The sequence below is a fragment of the Mycobacterium sp. UM_11 genome (assembly GCF_001414075.1).
GTDB lineage: Bacteria > Actinomycetota > Actinomycetes > Mycobacteriales > Mycobacteriaceae > Mycobacterium.
Map to the genome: position 1 here is coordinate 1 of NZ_LATC01000010.1, position 15,130 is coordinate 15,130.

The window sequence follows — 15,130 nt, forward strand, 5'->3', positions numbered from 1 at the left end:
TGTGTATAAGAGACAGGGTGTCCAGCGCCCGGTGCAGCAGCGGCAACGGCATGGGAGCGGCTCCGTACACGATGTAGCGCAGGCCCGCGATCGTGGCGTGGGCGGCCTCGCCGGCCTCGAGGAACCGGGCGATCACCGGCGGGACGAAGAACGCGTGCGTCGCGCCGGCCCGCACCGCGCCCACCAGGGCGGCGGCGTCGGGTTCGCGGGTCATGATCGTCGGCACCCCGGCCCGAATCCCGAAGAGCGCGTAGCCGATTCCGCCGACGTGGAACAACGGCATCGCCACCAGGTTCGCTTCCCCGTCGCCGAACGGGAACGCCGGCGCGAGGTTCGCCGCGTGATTGACCAGCGCGCGCTGGCTCAGCAGCACGCCCTTGGGCCGCCCGGTGGTGCCCGAGCTGTAGATCACCAGCGCGGTCTCGCTCAGGTCGACGGCGGCGTCGCCCTCGGTGGGCTCGGCCGCGGCCAGCAGGGACTCGTATTCGTCGCCCACCGCGACGATGCGCTCCAGGCCCGGCACGCGTTCGGCGGCCGCCTCGGCCGCGGGCCGCAGCTCGGCGCCGGCGAAGAGCAGCCGCGCCCCGCTGTCGTGGAGCACGTGCACGAGTTCGTCGCCCATCACGCGCCAGTTGACGACGGTGGTCACCGCCCCGATCGATGCGGCGGCGAACAGCACCTCGAGGCAGGCGGGGTGGTTCTTGTCCAGGAACGCCACGCACTGTCCGCGCTGCACCCCGGCGGCGCGCAGCGCGCCGGCCGCGCGACGGATCCGCGCCGCCCAGTCAGCCCAGGACCACTGCCGCTCCCCGTAGCGGATCGCGATGGCCTCGGGCCGTTGCCGCGCGTGCCGCTCGACGAACCCGGCGAGCGTTTCGGTCGTGTGGTCGCCTGCTGGCATGAACCCCTCCGCGTAGTGAACTTCCTCCCGTCGAGTGTGCACTGAGGGCTTTGACTGTGCGCTGAGGGCCGAAATTGCGCGGTTTTCCCGCCGTGGACGCACGCGCAAAGCCGTGGACGCACGCGCAAGCCCGGGAGGCACACCCGCGAAGCGGAATCAGAACATGGACCCGATCATCGTGCCGCCGTCGCTGACCGCCTGCGGGGTCGCACTGTTGTCCTGGCGGTAGTCGATGAACGCCGACTGCCCGGTCGAGGGGTTCAGCAATTCGGTGAAGCTGCCGATCACGGGAATCGCGCCCTCGGGGGCCAGCACGTCGGCGGTGTAGTCGACGGAGGCCTCCTGCTGGAAGTGCCGTCCCGCCTCCGCCTTGGTGTGCGGCTCGCCCACGACCTGCACGTTGCGCAAGATGGCCGACGCGTCCCCGGCCAGCTGGTCCTTGTCCGCCTGCAGCAGGGCGAGGGCATCGGTCCCGCCGGCGGGCTTGACCGTGACCCGCAGCTGAGCGCTGGCGTCGGCGTTGCTGAGCGCCACCCAGTTCGGGCCGCGGTGCCCGAGCGTCCAGCCGGGTGCGGGGACGATGGAGACGCCCTGGGCGATGTCGATCGCCTCGGCCGAGGCGAGCCGCACCGGCGGGGCCCCATTGGCGGTGGCCGTCAGGACCACTACGGCCGTCACGGCGACGGCGGCGAAGGCGAACAGCCGGGAGCGCAACGGCGCGGGCACGGGCAAATTGAACATGGTCCTACGATCGCGCCGCCGGCACGCGATGTCCAAGACCGCCCCGCTATTTGCTGATAGCTCTCCCTTATCGACGGGGTGTGTCAGCATTTCTGCGGCAACACGATCGTCGAAAAGAGGGGACCAGCCGTGGCGAATCCTGACCGAGCCCGCTCACGCACCTTCGTCGTCACGGGCGCCGCCTCCGGAATCGGCCTGGCCACCGCGCGGCGCCTGCTGGCCGAGGGGGGCGCCGTGATCGGCGCCGACCTGGCCGAGCCGCCCGACCTCGGGCCCCGGTTCGAGTTCGTCCCCGCCGACGTCGCCGACGAGGCCGCGGTCGCCGCCGTGCTGGCCGCCGTCCCGGATCGCCTCGACGGCGTCCTGCACGCCGCCGGGGTGGCCGGGGGCGGCCCGGTCCACCTGCTCGACCGGGCCGAATGGGACCGGGTGATCGGGATCAACCTCACCGGCACCTTCCTGGTCGCCAAAGCCGCGCTGGCCCGGATGATCGAGCAACCCCGCGTCGACGGCGAGCGGGGTTCGCTGGTGACCGTCGCCAGCGTCGAGGGGCTGGAAGGCACGGCGGGCGGCAGCTCGTACAACGCGGCCAAGGGGGGCGTCGTATTGCTCACCAAGAACATCGCGCTCGACTACGGGCCCAGCGGAATCCGCGCCAACGCCATCTGTCCCGGCTTCATCGAAACCCCGATGGCCCAAGGCGTGTTCGGCCTCCCGGGCATGGAGGGCCCGCTGCAATCGATCACGCAAGAGCACGCCCTGCAACGGCTGGGCCAGCCCGAGGAGGTCGCGGCCATGGCGGCCTTCCTGCTGTCGCCCGACGCCTCGTTCGTCAGCGGCCAGGCCATCGCCGTGGACGGCGGCTACACCGCCGGCCGCGATCACGGTGTCGTCAAACTCTTCGGCTTTCCCGCCTAGCGCCTTAAGATTCGCGCATGGTCACTCCCGATGACGCGATCGAGGCGATTCGAGGCACCGGCGGGGCGCAGCCGGGCTGCCGCGCGCTGCACGCCAAAGGCACGCTGTACCGCGGCACCTTCACCGCCACCCCCGATGCGCTAATGCTCTCGCGCGCAAAGCATCTCGACGGCTCGACCGTCCCGGCGCTGATCCGCTTCTCCAACGGCGCCGGAAATCCCAAGCAGCGCGACAACGCGCCGGGCATCCGCGGGATGGCGGTCAAGTTCACCCTGCCCGACCGCTCCACCACCGACGTGTCGACGCAGACCGCCCGCCTGTTCGTGTCGAGCACACCCGATGGCTTCGTCGACCTGCTCAAGGCGATGCGGCCCGGGCTGACCACGCCGCTGCGCATGGCCAAGTACTTCCTCACCCACCCCCGGCTGCTCGGCGCGCTGCCGGTGGTGCGCGATGCCAACAAGATCCCGGCGAGCTACGCCACCATCGAATACCACGGCCTGCACGCCTTCCGCTGGGTCGCGGCCGACGGCAGCGCGAGATTCGTTCGCTATCACCTGGTTCCGGCCGCGGCGGAGAAGTTCCTGTCGCCGTCGGCGGCCCACGGCGAGGGGTCCGACTTCCTCACCGACGAGCTGAACGCGCGCCTGGGCAGCGGGCCGGTGCGGTTCGAATATCGCGTGCAGATCGCCGGGCCCACCGACTCGACCGTCGACCCGTCCGCGCCCTGGCAGAGCACCCAGATCGCGACCGTCGGCACCGTCGAGATCACCGGCTTGGAAACCGAGCGCGAGCACGGCGGCGACATCGTCGTGTTCGACCCGATGCGGGTGACCGACGGCATCGAGCCCTCCGATGATCCGGTGCTGCGCTTCCGGACGCTCGCGTATTCGGCGTCGGTGAAGCTGCGCACCGGCGTCGATCGCGGGGACGAAGCCCCCGCCGTCTGAGGCGCAAGCCGAACCCGCCGCCCGCCGAAACCGGCGGCAGGCTAGGGTTTTCCCTCAGTGTCGCCTTCCCACATTTTCCTGATTTGCTTGGCCGGGCTCGGCGCCGGCGCCATCAACGCCCTGGTCGGGTCCGGCACCCTGATCACGTTCCCGACGCTGGTCGCCCTCGGCTTCCCGCCGGTCACGGCCACCATGTCGAACGCGACGGGGCTGATCGCCGGCAGCGTCTCCGGCACCTGGGGGTATCGCGCGGAGCTGCGCGGCCAATGGGATCGGCTGCGCTGGCAGCTGCCCGCGTCGCTGGCCGGCGGGGTGCTGGGTGCCTTCCTGCTGCTGCACCTGCCGGAGAAGGTCTTCGCCGAGGTGGTGCCGGTGCTGTTGGTCCTGGCGCTGGTGCTGGTGGTGATCGGCCCGCGGATCCAGGCGTGGACGAGCCGGCGCACCGAGGCGGCGGGCCGTTCACCGGAGCACATCACCCCGGCCCGCATGGCCGTCCTGGTGCTGGGCACCTTCGGGGTTGGCGTCTACGGCGGGTATTTCACTGCCGCCCAAGGCATTCTGCTGGTCGGCCTGATGGGGGCGTTGCTGCCCGAGTCGGTGCAGCGGATGAACGCGGCGAAGAACCTGCTGACCCTGGTGGTGAATGTGGTTGCCGCCGTTGCCTATACGTTGGTGGCGTTTGACCGGATCAGCTGGCCGGCAGCCGGGCTGATCGCGGCGGGCTCGCTGGTAGGGGGGCTGATCGGGGCGCGCTACGGGCGCCGGTTGTCGGGCAACGCGCTGCGCGCCGCGATCGTGGTGGTGGGGCTGATCGGGCTGTACCGCCTCCTCCTGGTGGCGTGACGGAGGCGCGGCAAACGGGTTGGCGCAGGGCTGCCTGCATCGAGTGTGCGTTTACGGCTTTGAGTGTGCGTCCATGGCGGGGCCGCTCGGCGTGTCGCCGCCCTGGGCGCACGCGCAAGTGACCGCAAGCGCGGCAACGGACCTCAGCTCAGCGTGGCGGCGGCCGCCTCGCTGACGACGTCGGCCACCTCACCCCGCCGGCGCCAGGCCCGCAGCTGGCGCATGGCCCCGTTGCCCTGGGTGGCGACGCGGTCGAGTTCGCTTGCGACGCGGTCGTATTCGCCGAGCGACGCCAACGCCGGGCGCACGCGTTGCACCAGCGCGTCCAACTGGTCGGTCGCGGGCACCGCTCCGCGGCCGTGGATCAGGTCGAGCGTGCGTCCGGCGAGCCCGTCGTGGGCGGCCTTCCAGTACGCCGCGCGCAGGGCCGCCGGCGCGAGCCGCCCGGGCTCGTCCTCGGGCGCGTCGAGCGCGGTCATCACCGCCGCCCTGACCAGCGTGGCGAGCAGCACCGTCTCCGCGACGGTGGCCGGCACGTCGGCCACCCGCACCTCGATGGTCGGGAAGTTCTCCGACGGCCGCACGTCCCAATAGACCATCTTCTCGTCCAGGATCACGTCGCTGTCGATCAGCATCCGCACCGTGCGGTCGTAATCGTCGGGTGAGGGAAAGAAGGGCGGGGGGCCGGCCACCGGCCAGCGTCGCCACAGGACGCTGCGCCAGCTGGCGTAGCCGCTGTCGGCGCTGCGGTACACCGCCGAATTCGCCGATAGCGCAAGCAAAGACGGCAGCCAGGGGCGCAGCCAATTGCTGACCCGGATGGCGGCCGCCCGGTCCGGAACCTGCACGTGCACATGGCATCCGCAGATGCCCTGCTCGTGCGCGACCATCCCGTACTCGGCGCCGATGCGCCGGTAGCGGGGCGTGTCGGTGACGGGAAACTCGTGCGGTGTGGCGGGCGGGAGGCCGGCCGCCAGCAGCTGCAGGCCGACCGCCTCGGCGGCCTGCGCCGCGGTGCGCCGCAGCCGGGCCAGTTCCTTGCCGAGTTCCGAGCTGGCCGCCACCACGCTGGAGGTGGTTTCAACCTGGCAGCTGCTCAGTTCCAGCTGCAGCTCGACTCCAAGGCGCTTGGCCTCGGCGGCCACGTCGTCATTGCGCGGCGCTGGTTCGCCGGTTCGCGGGTCGACGAGGAGGAATTCCTCCTCCGCGCCGAAGGTGGGGGGGCCGCTCATCCCGACGGGGAGGCCCGATCAGTGACGGTGCTGACCCGTCACCAACGGGCCGCGGACGCCAGCGCGGAGTCGGCGGTCGGGTAAATGGGCAGCAGGCCCGACAGGCCGCACGCGTCGACGAGGCGGGTGACGACCGGCTCGCGGCTCACCAGGCGCAGTTCGACGCCACGGTCCTTGCACCGGCGCGCCTCGTCCGCCAGCACGGCGAACGCGCAGCAACCCATGAAATCCAGGCCCGTCACGTCGACGACCAGGGGACCGGGCGCGATGACGATGCCCGCGACCTCGCTGACCAGTTGGCGCCAGGTGTGCTCGTTGCAGGCGTCGACCTCGCCGCCCGCGTAGATCAGCACGGCCGGGCCGGTGCGATCGGCCGTCGCGCGCAGCGTGCTGTTCGGATCGCCCAGCTCGTAGACCAGCTTCGTGCTCAGCATCAGGTGCGTGGTTGTCATAAGTTCTGCAATGGCCGAGCTCATCGTGGACTCCTAATCGACCGGCGTCTACGACGCTGCGATGGATGCCCGTCCTGCCCTCTGAAGACAGACTCTTCGCGGAATGCGAATCTCATTTCTATAACAAGACAGGTCTGTCTGTCTACATAACTGACCTAAGAGTATGTTGTGGGTTGTTATGACAACTCCCGATGTCGCAACGCCCCCCGCCTCCGCTCGTGAACGTATCTTGGCCGCGGCATATGACCTGTTCAGCAGGCGTGGGATCCGGGCCGTCGGCACCGAAGAGGTCATCGAGCGAGCCGGTGTCGCCCGGGCCACGCTGTACCGGCATTTCGCCACCAAGAACGACCTGGTGCTGGCCGTGCTGCAGCGGCGCGAGGAGCTGTGGACGCACGGCCTGATCGAGGAACAGTCACGGCAGCGCGGGGAGACGCCCGAGGAGCAGTTGCTGGCCATCTTCGATGTGATGCACGAGTGGATTCAGCTCCGCGACGGCTACGAAGGCTGCTCGTTCATCAACGTGCTGCTCGAGCTCGGGCACGATTCACCGGCGGGGCAGGCCTGCATCGTCCACATCGATCACGTCCGCGACATCGTGCGTCACCGCGCCGTCGCGGCGGGATTGACCGACGTCGAGGACTTCGCCTCGTCCTGGCACATCCTGATGAAGGGCGCCATCATCCTGGCCGCCGTCGGCGACGCGGATGCGGCGTTGCGCGCCCGCAAGATGGCGGCCGGCCTCATCGAGGAACACCGGCCGGTCGCCCCGGAGGACATCGGCGAGGCGGCCAGCTAGGGGTCAGGCGGCGTCGGCCGCGGTGCTCTCGGCCTTGCGGTAGTGCTCGGCCTCGAGTTCGGCGATCGCGCGCGAGGTGCGCTCCCGCAGCAACACCGCGGCGATCAGCCCGCAGACGACGGCGATGACGAGCGCGATCCAGGAAAACCGCTCCAGCCAGCGCTCCGCGGCCATCCCGGCGAAATAGACCAGCGCGGTGGTGCCGCCGGCCCAGCAGATGGCGCCCGAGACGTTGGCCGCCAGGAACCGGGGGTAGTGCATCTTCAGGGCTCCGGCCAGCGGGCCGGCGAAGATGCGCAGCAGCGCGATGAAGCGGCCGAAGAACACCGCCCGAACTCCCCAGCGGTTGAACAACTTCTCGGCCAACGCGACGTGTCCGGGACCGAAATGTTTGGGGAACCGGCGGCCGAGCCGGTCGAACAGCGGCATGCCGAACCGGCGCCCGATCGTGTAACCGATCGAGTCGCCCACCACCGCGCCGATCACCGCGGCGGCGCCGACGCCGACGGGATTGACCGGCAGGTCGTCGTGTGAGGACATCAGCGCCGCGCTGACCAGGATGATCTCGCCGGGAAGGGGAATGCCCAGGCTCTCCAGCCCGACCACGCCGCCGACCACCAGGTAGACCGCGAGCGGCGGGATCGCGTGCAGCAACGCCTCGACATTCATGGGTCCAGGATGCCTGACCGTCGGGCGGTGCGCGCCCTAAACCCTGCGGTTGACGCGGCTGGGCGTGCCGAGGCTCTCCAACTGTGGGCGTTTGGGTTCGCGCCCGTCGGCCGACGACATGCCGCGCAGCCGTCGCCAGATCCACGGGAAGAAGCTGTCCTGCGTCCAGCGCAGCTGCTCGTACGCGCCGCTGGCGCGCGAGCGCCGCTGGGCGTCGGGCGTCGCGTGGGCCCAATCATGGTTGCTGCCAGGCAGATTCAGCGCCTCGGCGGCCGCGGCGGCGAACAGCATGTGCCCTTTGGCCGACGCGTGCACGCGGTCGATGGCCCAGGTGTCCAGCTCGCGCATCGACGGCGCGTTGTACAGATCGACGAGCCCGAACCCGTAGCGCTCGGCGGCCGCGGCGATCGCCGCGTTGATGCGGGCCAGGCGCCCGGACACCAGCCGCCCGAGCGGGAGGAACTGCGCGACGTTCGGGAAGGTGGTCGTCACCACCGTCGCGCCCGATCCGGCCAGCGCCGCGTAGACGTGCTCGAGGTCGACCAGGGCGGGCCCGAACGACCGGCCCGGCTGGATGACGTCGTTCATGCCGACGCACACGGTGATCAGGTCGGGTTCCATCGCCAGCGCCCGCGGCACCTGCTCGTGCAGGACGTCGGCGATGCGTTTGCCGCGGATCGCGAGGTTGGCGTAGTGCAGGCCCGGATGCAGCGAATCGATCATGGCGGCGAGCCGGTCGGCGAATCCGAGGAGGCCGACGACGTCGTCGCCGTCCCACAAGCCCTCGGTCTGGCTGTCCCCGATGGCGACGTAACGGCGATATCCGGAGGGAAAAGCCCCGCGCACGAAGCCGAGAATAATAGCGATCGCGATGCCGGGGCGGGAGGCGTGCCCCGCCACGCGCCTGCCCGGCCCTACGGCGCGTGGACTAGCCTCGATGAACGTGGCTATGCCGTTGAAGGGCAATGCAATTCGGTTCGGGCGCCGGGGAACGGTGGCGGCCGGTGTTTTCGTCGCCGTCACGGTGTTCGTGGTGGGGCTGCTGTGGGCGAAGTGGCTGCCCTACGCGGCGAAGGCCACCGCGGCGCATCGAACCCACCACTGGTCCGCGTCGAGCATTCTGACCGTCGGCGGCGTGCGCGCGGGCGACGGCCCGTCCTGGCACGCGGCGGCGACCTTCTTCCACGCCTACCTGTGGTCGATCTGGCCGGCGCTGGTCGCGGCGCTCCTGATCAGCGCCTCGGTGCAGGCGCTGCTCCCGCCGTCGTGGCTGCCGCGCGCGTTGAACCGCCGCCGGCCGCTCTTCAGCGCGGTGGCCGGTGGGGCCGCCGGCATGCCCTCGATGATGTGCACCTGCTGCGCTGCCCCGGTCGCCGTCACCTTGCGGCGCAACGGCATCACCCCCGCGGCGGCCATCGCGTATTGGTTGGGGAATCCATTGCTCAACCCGGCGGTGCTCGTCTTCCTGCTCTTCGTCGCCCCCTGGCAGTGGAGCCTGACCAGGCTGATCGTCGGGCTCGCGGCGGTGCTCGGCATCGCGGCCGTGGTGGGCGTGATCTCCCGTGCCCCCGGGGGCGAGCCGGAGCCGCTTGCCCGCGACGGCGAGGCCACCGCACGGCCGCGCGGGTTCGTGCGGGCGCTGCTGTGGTTGGGCGTGTTCCTGCTGCCCGAGTACGCGGTCCTGGTGCTCCTGCTCGGGGCTTTCCGCGGTGTCCTGCTGACGCTGGGGCAACCCGCGCACCGGGGCGTGCTGGCTGGCCTGCTGATCGTGGCGGTCGTCGCGATCGCCGGCACGCTGATGGTCATCCCGACGGCCGGGGAGATCCCGATCCTGCTGGGGCTGTCCCTGCTAGGCGCGTCGTCCGGGACGATCGGCGCGCTGCTGATCACGTTGCCGGCGGTGAGCGTTCCGGGCGCCGCGATGGTCGCCCGCACGTTCGGCTGGAAGGCCGTCGCGACCGCGACCGGCGGGGTGATCGCGGCGGGACTGGCCGGCGCGGCCGTGCTCAGTTTGCTGTGAGCCACCACCCGCGCGGGTAGCTTCACTGTCATGGCGAAAAAGCGGGCCGCGGCGGACGCCGAAGCGCCGGCCGCCGATTCGCTTGCGCCGCAGTATCCGATCGAGTCGGTCGACAACGCGCTCAAGCTGCTGCTGTTGTTGGGCGAACAACCCCAGATCCGGTTGAGCGAGGCCACCCGCTACCTGGGCGTGGCGTCGTCCACCGCGCACCGCTTGCTGGCGATGCTGGCCTACCGGGGGTTCGTCCGCCAGGACCCGGTGTCGAAGGCCTACCTGCCCGGCCCGTCGCTGACCGGTGTGGCCGTCGCGATCTTCGGTCGCATCGACATCCAGCGGTCGGCCACGCCGATCATGCGCGGCCTCGCCGAGCAACTGCGCGAAACGATTCACGTCGGGATGCTGGACGGCGCCAGCGTCCGCTTCGTCGCGGCGGTCGAAGGCCCCGCCGCGGTCCGGGTGGCCTCCCGGCTGGGCCGCAGCATGCCCGCGCACTGCACCTCGACCGGCAAGGTCATGCTGGCGCAGCTGACCGAGCCCGAGCTGCGTCAGCTGCTGCCGCACGAGCGGTTGGACCGCATCACGGCATCCTCGATCGGCAGCCGCACCGAGCTGGAGGCCGAGCTTGCCGCGACCCGCGAACGCGGGTACGCGATCAACCGCGAGGAAAGCGAGGAGGGCGTCGCATCGATCGCGGTGCCCATCCCGACGCGGGCCCCCGGCCTGCGGCTCGCGCTCAACGCCGCCGCACCGCAAAACCGGCTGGACGCTTCCCGGCATGCCGCCGTGGCCGCCGCACTTGTCAAGGCGGCCAAGGAGATTGGCGATCAGCTCGGGTGAGGCGTCCGGAGCGCGGGCCGCAGGAAGACGTCGTTGAGCGTCACGGTGCGCAGCCCGCGTGACCGGATGATGTCCACGAGCTGGCCGTAGACGCGGGTGACCGACGCGTGGTTGAGATGGCCGATCACGATGTTCTGTGCCACGAACGACTGGTAGGCCATCCTGACGATCTGGTCCTCGGAAACCGGTGCGGAGTCCCGTAAGTCGCCGGACCACAACGTGGTCATCTGGTAGCCCAGGTCCGCGGCCACCGCGGCGACCGCGGCATTGTGATGGCCGTACGGGGGCCGAAAGTAGGGGACCGCGTCGACGCCGTACGTGTTGCGCAGGAACGCATCCGTGCGCGTCAGCTCCTCGGCGATCTGGCCCTTGGACAGTCTGGTCAGGTCGGCATGGGTCCAGGTGTGGTTGCCCAGCTGGATCTGCCCAGAGTCGACCAGCGGTCGAAGCAGGCCGGCGTTGTCCGTCCAGGAGCGGTAGCAGCCGGTGACGAAGTAGGTCAGGCGCACACCGGTGTCCTTGGCGAATTGTGTGTAGAGCCGCACCACTTCGGTGTTGGCGCCGTCGTCGACCGTCCACGCCAAGAGATCGCCATTACCCGGAAGTTTGTTCAGCACACCGCCACCGGGCAGCGCGACACGTGAGCGCGGGTCCGGCGGCGGCGCCAGCGGCCGGGGCGCGTCCGCGAGCGCCGTCGCCCCGTTGGGCCGCAACGGGATTCCGCTGACGGCCAGCGTCGCGGCCACCGCGACCAGGAGCCGGCGCCGGTCCAGTTCGGTCACGCGAGCACTCCTGGCAAAACGACATTCGGGCAGCTGCCAGGGTAGGGGTGTCGCCGTCGCGAAACCCGGCACATCAGCGGGGTGTTCGCGGAGTCGATATGAAGCTGTGACGCCCGCTCAGCCGGCCGGCAACCGCGCCACTTCGTGACGCCAGGCGGCCTCCGCGGTGAACGCCGGCCCCAGGTCGGGCAGGTCGTCCCAGTCGGCGTCGTCGATGTCGCGCAGGGTCCCGCCGGCGGCCCGCACCCGCAACGACATTCGGGCCAGCGCGTCGAGGCTGATCGCCTGCAGCACCGTCTGCTGCACGGTGGCGGCCGCGCTGGTGATCCCGTGCCCGCGGCAGATCACCACCGGCCGGCCGCGCATGGCGGCCACCATCTCGCGGCCGAGCTCCGCCGTGCGGATCAGCACGGCGCGCTCGTAGACGGGCACGCCGCCGCGCGCCAGCCACGCACCGGGAATATCGAAGGCGCCGTAGATCGGCCGGATCGCGATGCCGGCCAGGTCGGCGGCGACCACGGCCGGCGGGTGCAGGTGCGCTACGGCCCGGTGCCGCGGATCGGCCCGCAGGGTCTCGACGTGGATGGGCAGTTCGTTGGGCACGCGGTACCCGTCGAGTTCACCGTCGGCGCCGGCGTCGCCGTCGAAGGTGACGAGCCGGATGTCGGCGGGCCGGGTGAACGCCACCCCGGCGTCGGTGTCGCTGCGGCAACGGATGAGCAGGTGCCCGTCGTCCACCCGCAGGCTCAGGTGGCCCAGGATGCCGTCGACCAGGCCGCGGGCGGCCGCGACCCGGCAGGCCTGGGCCACCAGCGCGCGTTGCTCGTCGAGCGACGTCATTGCGGGGTGCCCAGCCCGAATCCGCCGTCGGGACGGACGCTTTCGCCGGTGATCCCGCGGGCACGGTCGGAGGCCAGGAACACGAAACTCCACGCGTGGTCCTCCCCGGACAGGGCGACGTGCAGCGGCGTGCGCGCGGCCACCTCCTGCGCCCGGCCGGGCTTGTCGTCCAGGCGGACGCCGTCGAGCCCCAGGCTGGCCAGGCCGCGCAGGTCGGTGCCCAGCGTGCCGCCCGGCGCCACGCCGTTGACGCGGATCCGCGGCGCCAGCTCGTGCGCCAGGGCCGCCACCAGGCCGCGGACCGCGAACTTCGACGACACGTACAGCGCGCCGCCGCGTCCGGGATAGAACGACGACGCGGACTCCGTCAGCACGATCGAGGGCCCCGTTCCTGCCCGCAGCCGGGGGAGTGCGGCCTTGACGGACTGCAGGTGGCTCAGCACGTTGGTGCGAAAGATCTCGTCGAACGCGCCGGGAAGCGCGTCGGCTTCGATGTCGCCGATGCCCTTGTAGAAGTCGAAGATTCCGACGCAGTTGACCAGCGTGTCCACCCCGCCGAAGGCGTCCACCGCGGCGTCGACCGCGCGTTCGTTGGCGTCGCGGGTGATCGCGTCGCCCTGGATGACGGGGACGCCGGGCAGCTGCCGGCGCAGGGCCTCGCATTTGTCGTTATCCCGTTCCAGCACGGCGACTTTCGCGCCCTCGGCGCCGAAAGCGTCCACCACCGCCCGGCCGATCCCCGAACCACCGCCGACGACCAGTGCGCGCTTACCCTCAAGCCAGCCGGTCATCGCCCTCCTCGGCGTCGTCGGGCAGCAGCGGCGCCCCGCACCTGCCGACCATGGTCGTCAGTGTGCGAGCGTTCTGCCATGTCAGCGCCTCCAGTTCCAGCGCGTCGAGGCTGATCGACCGCCCGGTTTTGGGTGCGCTGATCAGCAGGCGAGACCCGTTTCGGGTGTCCACCCGCCGCACCTCGACTTCGGCGAATTCGTTTGCCACCACGATGGATTCATTCATAGGAACACCGCCAAGTTTTGCATCCGCAGCACCGACTCGTCGGCGATGATATTGCGACGGGCCAGCTTCAGCGTCTTTTCGGGGCCGTCGCACCAGCGCAGCACGTCCTCGCGGCCGCACGACAGCAGCGCGCTTTCGTTCACGTCGCCCCGGCTGCGGAACAGCAGTTCGGCCGATTCGACGAACAACTGTGCCGGGTCGTCGCTTTCGAAGGTGCGCACGTTGGCGATGAAGTGCCGCAGCCGTGACGGCGGGTCCTCGGCCCAGGCGTGCTCGGTGCCCATCCGCGCGACTCGCTGGCTCAGCGAATACTTGTCCTCGTCGAAGTGCGCCATCTGCGGTGAGGTGTCGAACCCCGCGCCGCGGGCGGTCGTGACCCGCACCGGCATCACGTAGCGGACGTCGTCGGTCATCGTCTCGAGCCACGCCTCGTACTGCTGGGCGTCCAGCAGGTAGGCCTCGTCCACCAGGAACTGATGCGCCTGGAGGTGCCGAACATCGTTGAATGGCAACGCCTTCCTCACGCGCCGGCCCCCTTAAGGTAATCGGCCCACAGGTTCAGCAGCGCGCGCTGGTTGTGCTCGTTGTAGCCGACCTGCGCGCGTCCCGGCCCGTGGAACGACTCGGCCGTCAGCGGTTCGACGACCGGTCTGCCGTCGGACAACAGGCCCATTCGGCTGTTCAGCAGCAGCCGGCGGGCCATCGCACCGCCGGCGGTGGTGGTTAGCGACACCCAGTTCTCCACGTCGTCCTGCTCGAACATGCCGGTCGACCCGAAGCACATCAGATACGCCTTGTACGAATCCCGCTTGTACTGCGGGGGAGCGGCCGAGTCCACCGCGAACCACGAGCACACCTCGGTTTCGTTTTCGCTGATCGGCTGCCACAGCCGAATCGAGATGAACGGCAACGTCTCATCGTCGTGGCCGTCGCGGACCTTGGGCCAGTTGTGCACGAAACTCAGGTTCGGAAAGCAGGTGGCGGCCGAGATCATGAAGCCGTCCTCGCCGACCATTCGCTGCTGTTGCGGCGTCCACACCTGTTTGATCCTCGCGATCATGTCGTCGGGGTAGCCGACGTAGCGCATCCGCTCGTCGAAGCCGCCCGGCGGAAGCTTGTAGGTGGTGCCGCCGCCGCGGTGCGCCCAGTAGGTGGCGCCGTCCTTGCGCTTCTGCGCTTTCGGCTCGCGGAACAGGCCGATGTCGACGATCGACGCGTGGGTGTGCGGCGTGTGGTACATGTCGCCGGCGAAGTTCTCGGCGCCGATCTTCCAGTTGGCGTTGATCCGCCAGCGCTGCGGGCCGCGGACTTCCAGGCCGCTGGTGCTCTGCTTGGTGTAGAAGTCCAGGTAGAACGCGAAGTCGCCGAGGAAGTCTTCCAGCGGTTCGGCGCCGGCGTCCAGGCTGATGAACAGTAGGCCGTTGTAGCTCGCGAATTTCGGTGCGGGCAGCAGGGTTTGGGTGCTCCGGGCGAACCCGTCCTCGCCCCCGTAGGCCTCCCGGTGGAACGGCAGGCCGGTGAGTCGGCCGTCGTTGCGGTAGGTCCAGCCGTGATAGGGGCAGCGGAAGTTGGATGCGTTTCCCATCTCCGCGCGGCACACCTGCATGCCGCGGTGCAGGCACATATTGAAAAATGCGCGCACCTCGCCGGTCGAGTCGCGGGTGATGATGAAGGAGTCGTCGAGCACCCGGCGCACCACATAGTCGCCGTCCTGCGGAATCTCCGACTCGTGCCCCACGAAGATCCACGACCGGCCGAACAGCCGCCGCTTCTCCAGCGCGAAGACTTCGGGGTCGTTGTAGATGTGGGCCGGGATCATGCCGTGGCGCACGTGGCTGAAAACGCCGTCGGCGAGGGCGTCGCAGGCGCCGCTGTCGACCGTCACGGTAACTCCCGGTTGTCTGCTGAGCAGAGATGCATTCCGCTAAGTAGAATCCCGCATGCACCCGCCGCGGTCAATCGGCGCTCGACCGGCGGGCAGGCATTCACCAGCATGCTTTCTGGTAACTCACAGGTTGCTGACAATCACTGGGCCGCAACGCCGGGCTACGGTGGGTCACGTCGGCTCCGCTGCTCATGTGAGCGTGCGGTAAATCAGCGGTAAATGGTTTGATTTTGCGTGCGCTGAT

General features: G+C 70.1%; 18 protein-coding genes. 6 read left to right on the forward strand and 12 right to left on the reverse strand.

The genetic code is table 11. From position 1 onward, the window contains the following. Together WU80_RS04280 and WU80_RS04285 are read right to left on the reverse strand one after the other, a co-directional pair. Positions 1-901, reverse strand: a 901-nt coding sequence (locus WU80_RS04280) for an AMP-binding protein (RefSeq protein WP_156371778.1), incomplete at its 3' end; no start/stop codon positions are given. Positions 902-1,057: 156 nt separating this feature from the next. Continuing rightward, a complete protein-coding gene (locus tag WU80_RS04285) occupies positions 1,058-1,531 on the reverse strand; it encodes a hypothetical protein (protein ID WP_055403942.1) in 474 nt (157 codons plus the stop codon). A 240-nt stretch (positions 1,532-1,771) separates the two neighbouring features. On the opposite strand from WU80_RS04285, the gene WU80_RS04290 reads away from it, so the two are divergent. The 3 genes from WU80_RS04290 to WU80_RS04300 are packed head-to-tail and all read left to right on the forward strand — an operon-like array spanning position 1,772 to position 4,353. After that, complete coding sequence (locus WU80_RS04290) at positions 1,772-2,560, forward strand: SDR family NAD(P)-dependent oxidoreductase (RefSeq protein WP_055403916.1); 789 nt, start codon at positions 1,772-1,774, stop codon at positions 2,558-2,560. A 17-nt stretch (positions 2,561-2,577) separates the two neighbouring features. Further along, a complete protein-coding gene (locus WU80_RS04295) occupies positions 2,578-3,510 on the forward strand; it encodes a catalase family peroxidase (protein WP_055403917.1) in 933 nt (310 codons plus the stop codon). Positions 3,511-3,567: 57 nt separating this feature from the next. Then, a complete protein-coding gene (locus WU80_RS04300) occupies positions 3,568-4,353 on the forward strand; it encodes a sulfite exporter TauE/SafE family protein (RefSeq protein WP_055403918.1) in 786 nt (261 codons plus the stop codon). A gap of 143 nt (positions 4,354-4,496) precedes the next feature. Here WU80_RS04300 and WU80_RS04305 read toward each other — a convergent pair whose 3' ends face one another. After that, positions 4,497-5,585 carry a glutamate--cysteine ligase gene (locus tag WU80_RS04305; RefSeq protein ID WP_055403919.1) on the reverse strand — a complete coding sequence of 363 codons (1,089 nt, stop codon included), beginning with the start codon at positions 5,583-5,585 and terminating at the stop codon, positions 4,497-4,499. Between the two features lie 38 nt (positions 5,586-5,623). Continuing rightward, complete coding sequence (locus WU80_RS04310) at positions 5,624-6,061, reverse strand: anti-sigma factor antagonist (RefSeq protein ID WP_055403920.1); 438 nt, start codon at positions 6,059-6,061, stop codon at positions 5,624-5,626. A gap of 154 nt (positions 6,062-6,215) precedes the next feature. Here WU80_RS04310 and WU80_RS04315 point away from each other — a divergent pair, with 154 nt between their 5' ends. Continuing rightward, entirely contained in the window at positions 6,216-6,836 is a 621-nt protein-coding gene (locus WU80_RS04315; RefSeq protein ID WP_055403921.1) for a TetR/AcrR family transcriptional regulator, read from the forward strand. Between the two features lie 3 nt (positions 6,837-6,839). Here WU80_RS04315 and WU80_RS04320 read toward each other — a convergent pair whose 3' ends face one another. Then, positions 6,840-7,505, reverse strand: coding sequence for a DedA family protein (locus WU80_RS04320; protein ID WP_055403922.1), 666 nt, complete (start codon positions 7,503-7,505; stop codon positions 6,840-6,842). A 36-nt stretch (positions 7,506-7,541) separates the two neighbouring features. Then, positions 7,542-8,351, reverse strand: coding sequence for an SGNH/GDSL hydrolase family protein (locus tag WU80_RS04325; protein WP_055403943.1), 810 nt, complete (start codon positions 8,349-8,351; stop codon positions 7,542-7,544). A 103-nt stretch (positions 8,352-8,454) separates the two neighbouring features. Between WU80_RS04325 and WU80_RS04330 the strand changes: the two genes are divergently transcribed. Beyond that, positions 8,455-9,525 (forward strand): permease, encoded by a 1,071-nt coding sequence (locus WU80_RS04330; RefSeq protein ID WP_055403923.1) that lies wholly within the window; start codon positions 8,455-8,457, stop codon positions 9,523-9,525. Between the two features lie 30 nt (positions 9,526-9,555). Further along, positions 9,556-10,362 carry an IclR family transcriptional regulator gene (locus WU80_RS04335; RefSeq protein WP_055403924.1) on the forward strand — a complete coding sequence of 269 codons (807 nt, stop codon included), beginning with the start codon at positions 9,556-9,558 and terminating at the stop codon, positions 10,360-10,362. On the opposite strand, the gene WU80_RS04340 is transcribed toward WU80_RS04335, so the two are convergent. From WU80_RS04340 to WU80_RS04365, 6 genes are all read right to left on the reverse strand, one after another. Next, positions 10,350-11,081 carry a polysaccharide deacetylase family protein gene (locus tag WU80_RS04340; RefSeq protein ID WP_369808491.1) on the reverse strand — a complete coding sequence of 244 codons (732 nt, stop codon included), beginning with the start codon at positions 11,079-11,081 and terminating at the stop codon, positions 10,350-10,352. The genes WU80_RS04335 and WU80_RS04340 overlap by 13 nt on opposite strands. Positions 11,082-11,261: 180 nt before the next feature. Continuing rightward, positions 11,262-11,984, reverse strand: coding sequence for a class II aldolase/adducin family protein (locus WU80_RS04345; protein ID WP_055403925.1), 723 nt, complete (start codon positions 11,982-11,984; stop codon positions 11,262-11,264). Beyond that, entirely contained in the window at positions 11,981-12,775 is a 795-nt protein-coding gene (gene hcaB, locus WU80_RS04350) for a 3-(cis-5,6-dihydroxycyclohexa-1,3-dien-1-yl)propanoate dehydrogenase (RefSeq protein WP_055403926.1), read from the reverse strand. Before hcaB ends, WU80_RS04345 begins: the two co-directional genes overlap by 4 nt. Then, positions 12,759-13,001: a hypothetical protein gene (locus WU80_RS04355; RefSeq protein WP_055403927.1), complete on the reverse strand. Its 243-nt coding sequence runs from the start codon at positions 12,999-13,001 to the stop codon at positions 12,759-12,761. The genes hcaB and WU80_RS04355 overlap by 17 nt, the downstream gene beginning before the upstream one ends. Further along, positions 12,998-13,525 carry a 3-phenylpropionate/cinnamic acid dioxygenase subunit beta gene (locus WU80_RS04360; RefSeq protein ID WP_055403928.1) on the reverse strand — a complete coding sequence of 176 codons (528 nt, stop codon included), beginning with the start codon at positions 13,523-13,525 and terminating at the stop codon, positions 12,998-13,000. The genes WU80_RS04355 and WU80_RS04360 overlap by 4 nt, the downstream gene beginning before the upstream one ends. Beyond that, positions 13,522-14,820, reverse strand: coding sequence for an aromatic ring-hydroxylating dioxygenase subunit alpha (locus WU80_RS04365; RefSeq protein WP_055403945.1), 1,299 nt, complete (start codon positions 14,818-14,820; stop codon positions 13,522-13,524). Before WU80_RS04365 ends, WU80_RS04360 begins: the two co-directional genes overlap by 4 nt. Positions 14,821-15,130: the final 310 nt, after the last annotated feature.

Coding starts and splice junctions, on each gene's coding strand:
- WU80_RS04295 (WP_055403917.1), top strand. CDS start 2,578: ATGGTCACTCCCGATGACGCGATCGAGGCGATTCGAGGCACCGGCGGG.
- WU80_RS04305 (WP_055403919.1), bottom strand. CDS start 5,585: ATGAGCGGCCCCCCCACCTTCGGCGCGGAGGAGGAATTCCTCCTCGTC.
- WU80_RS04310 (WP_055403920.1), bottom strand. CDS start 6,061: ATGAGCTCGGCCATTGCAGAACTTATGACAACCACGCACCTGATGCTG.
- WU80_RS04315 (WP_055403921.1), top strand. CDS start 6,216: ATGACAACTCCCGATGTCGCAACGCCCCCCGCCTCCGCTCGTGAACGT.
- WU80_RS04320 (WP_055403922.1), bottom strand. CDS start 7,505: ATGAATGTCGAGGCGTTGCTGCACGCGATCCCGCCGCTCGCGGTCTAC.
- WU80_RS04330 (WP_055403923.1), top strand. CDS start 8,455: ATGCCGTTGAAGGGCAATGCAATTCGGTTCGGGCGCCGGGGAACGGTG.
- WU80_RS04335 (WP_055403924.1), top strand. CDS start 9,556: ATGGCGAAAAAGCGGGCCGCGGCGGACGCCGAAGCGCCGGCCGCCGAT.
- WU80_RS04345 (WP_055403925.1), bottom strand. CDS start 11,984: ATGACGTCGCTCGACGAGCAACGCGCGCTGGTGGCCCAGGCCTGCCGG.
- hcaB (WP_055403926.1), bottom strand. CDS start 12,775: ATGACCGGCTGGCTTGAGGGTAAGCGCGCACTGGTCGTCGGCGGTGGT.
- WU80_RS04355 (WP_055403927.1), bottom strand. CDS start 13,001: ATGAATGAATCCATCGTGGTGGCAAACGAATTCGCCGAAGTCGAGGTG.
- WU80_RS04365 (WP_055403945.1), bottom strand. CDS start 14,820: ATGATCCCGGCCCACATCTACAACGACCCCGAAGTCTTCGCGCTGGAG.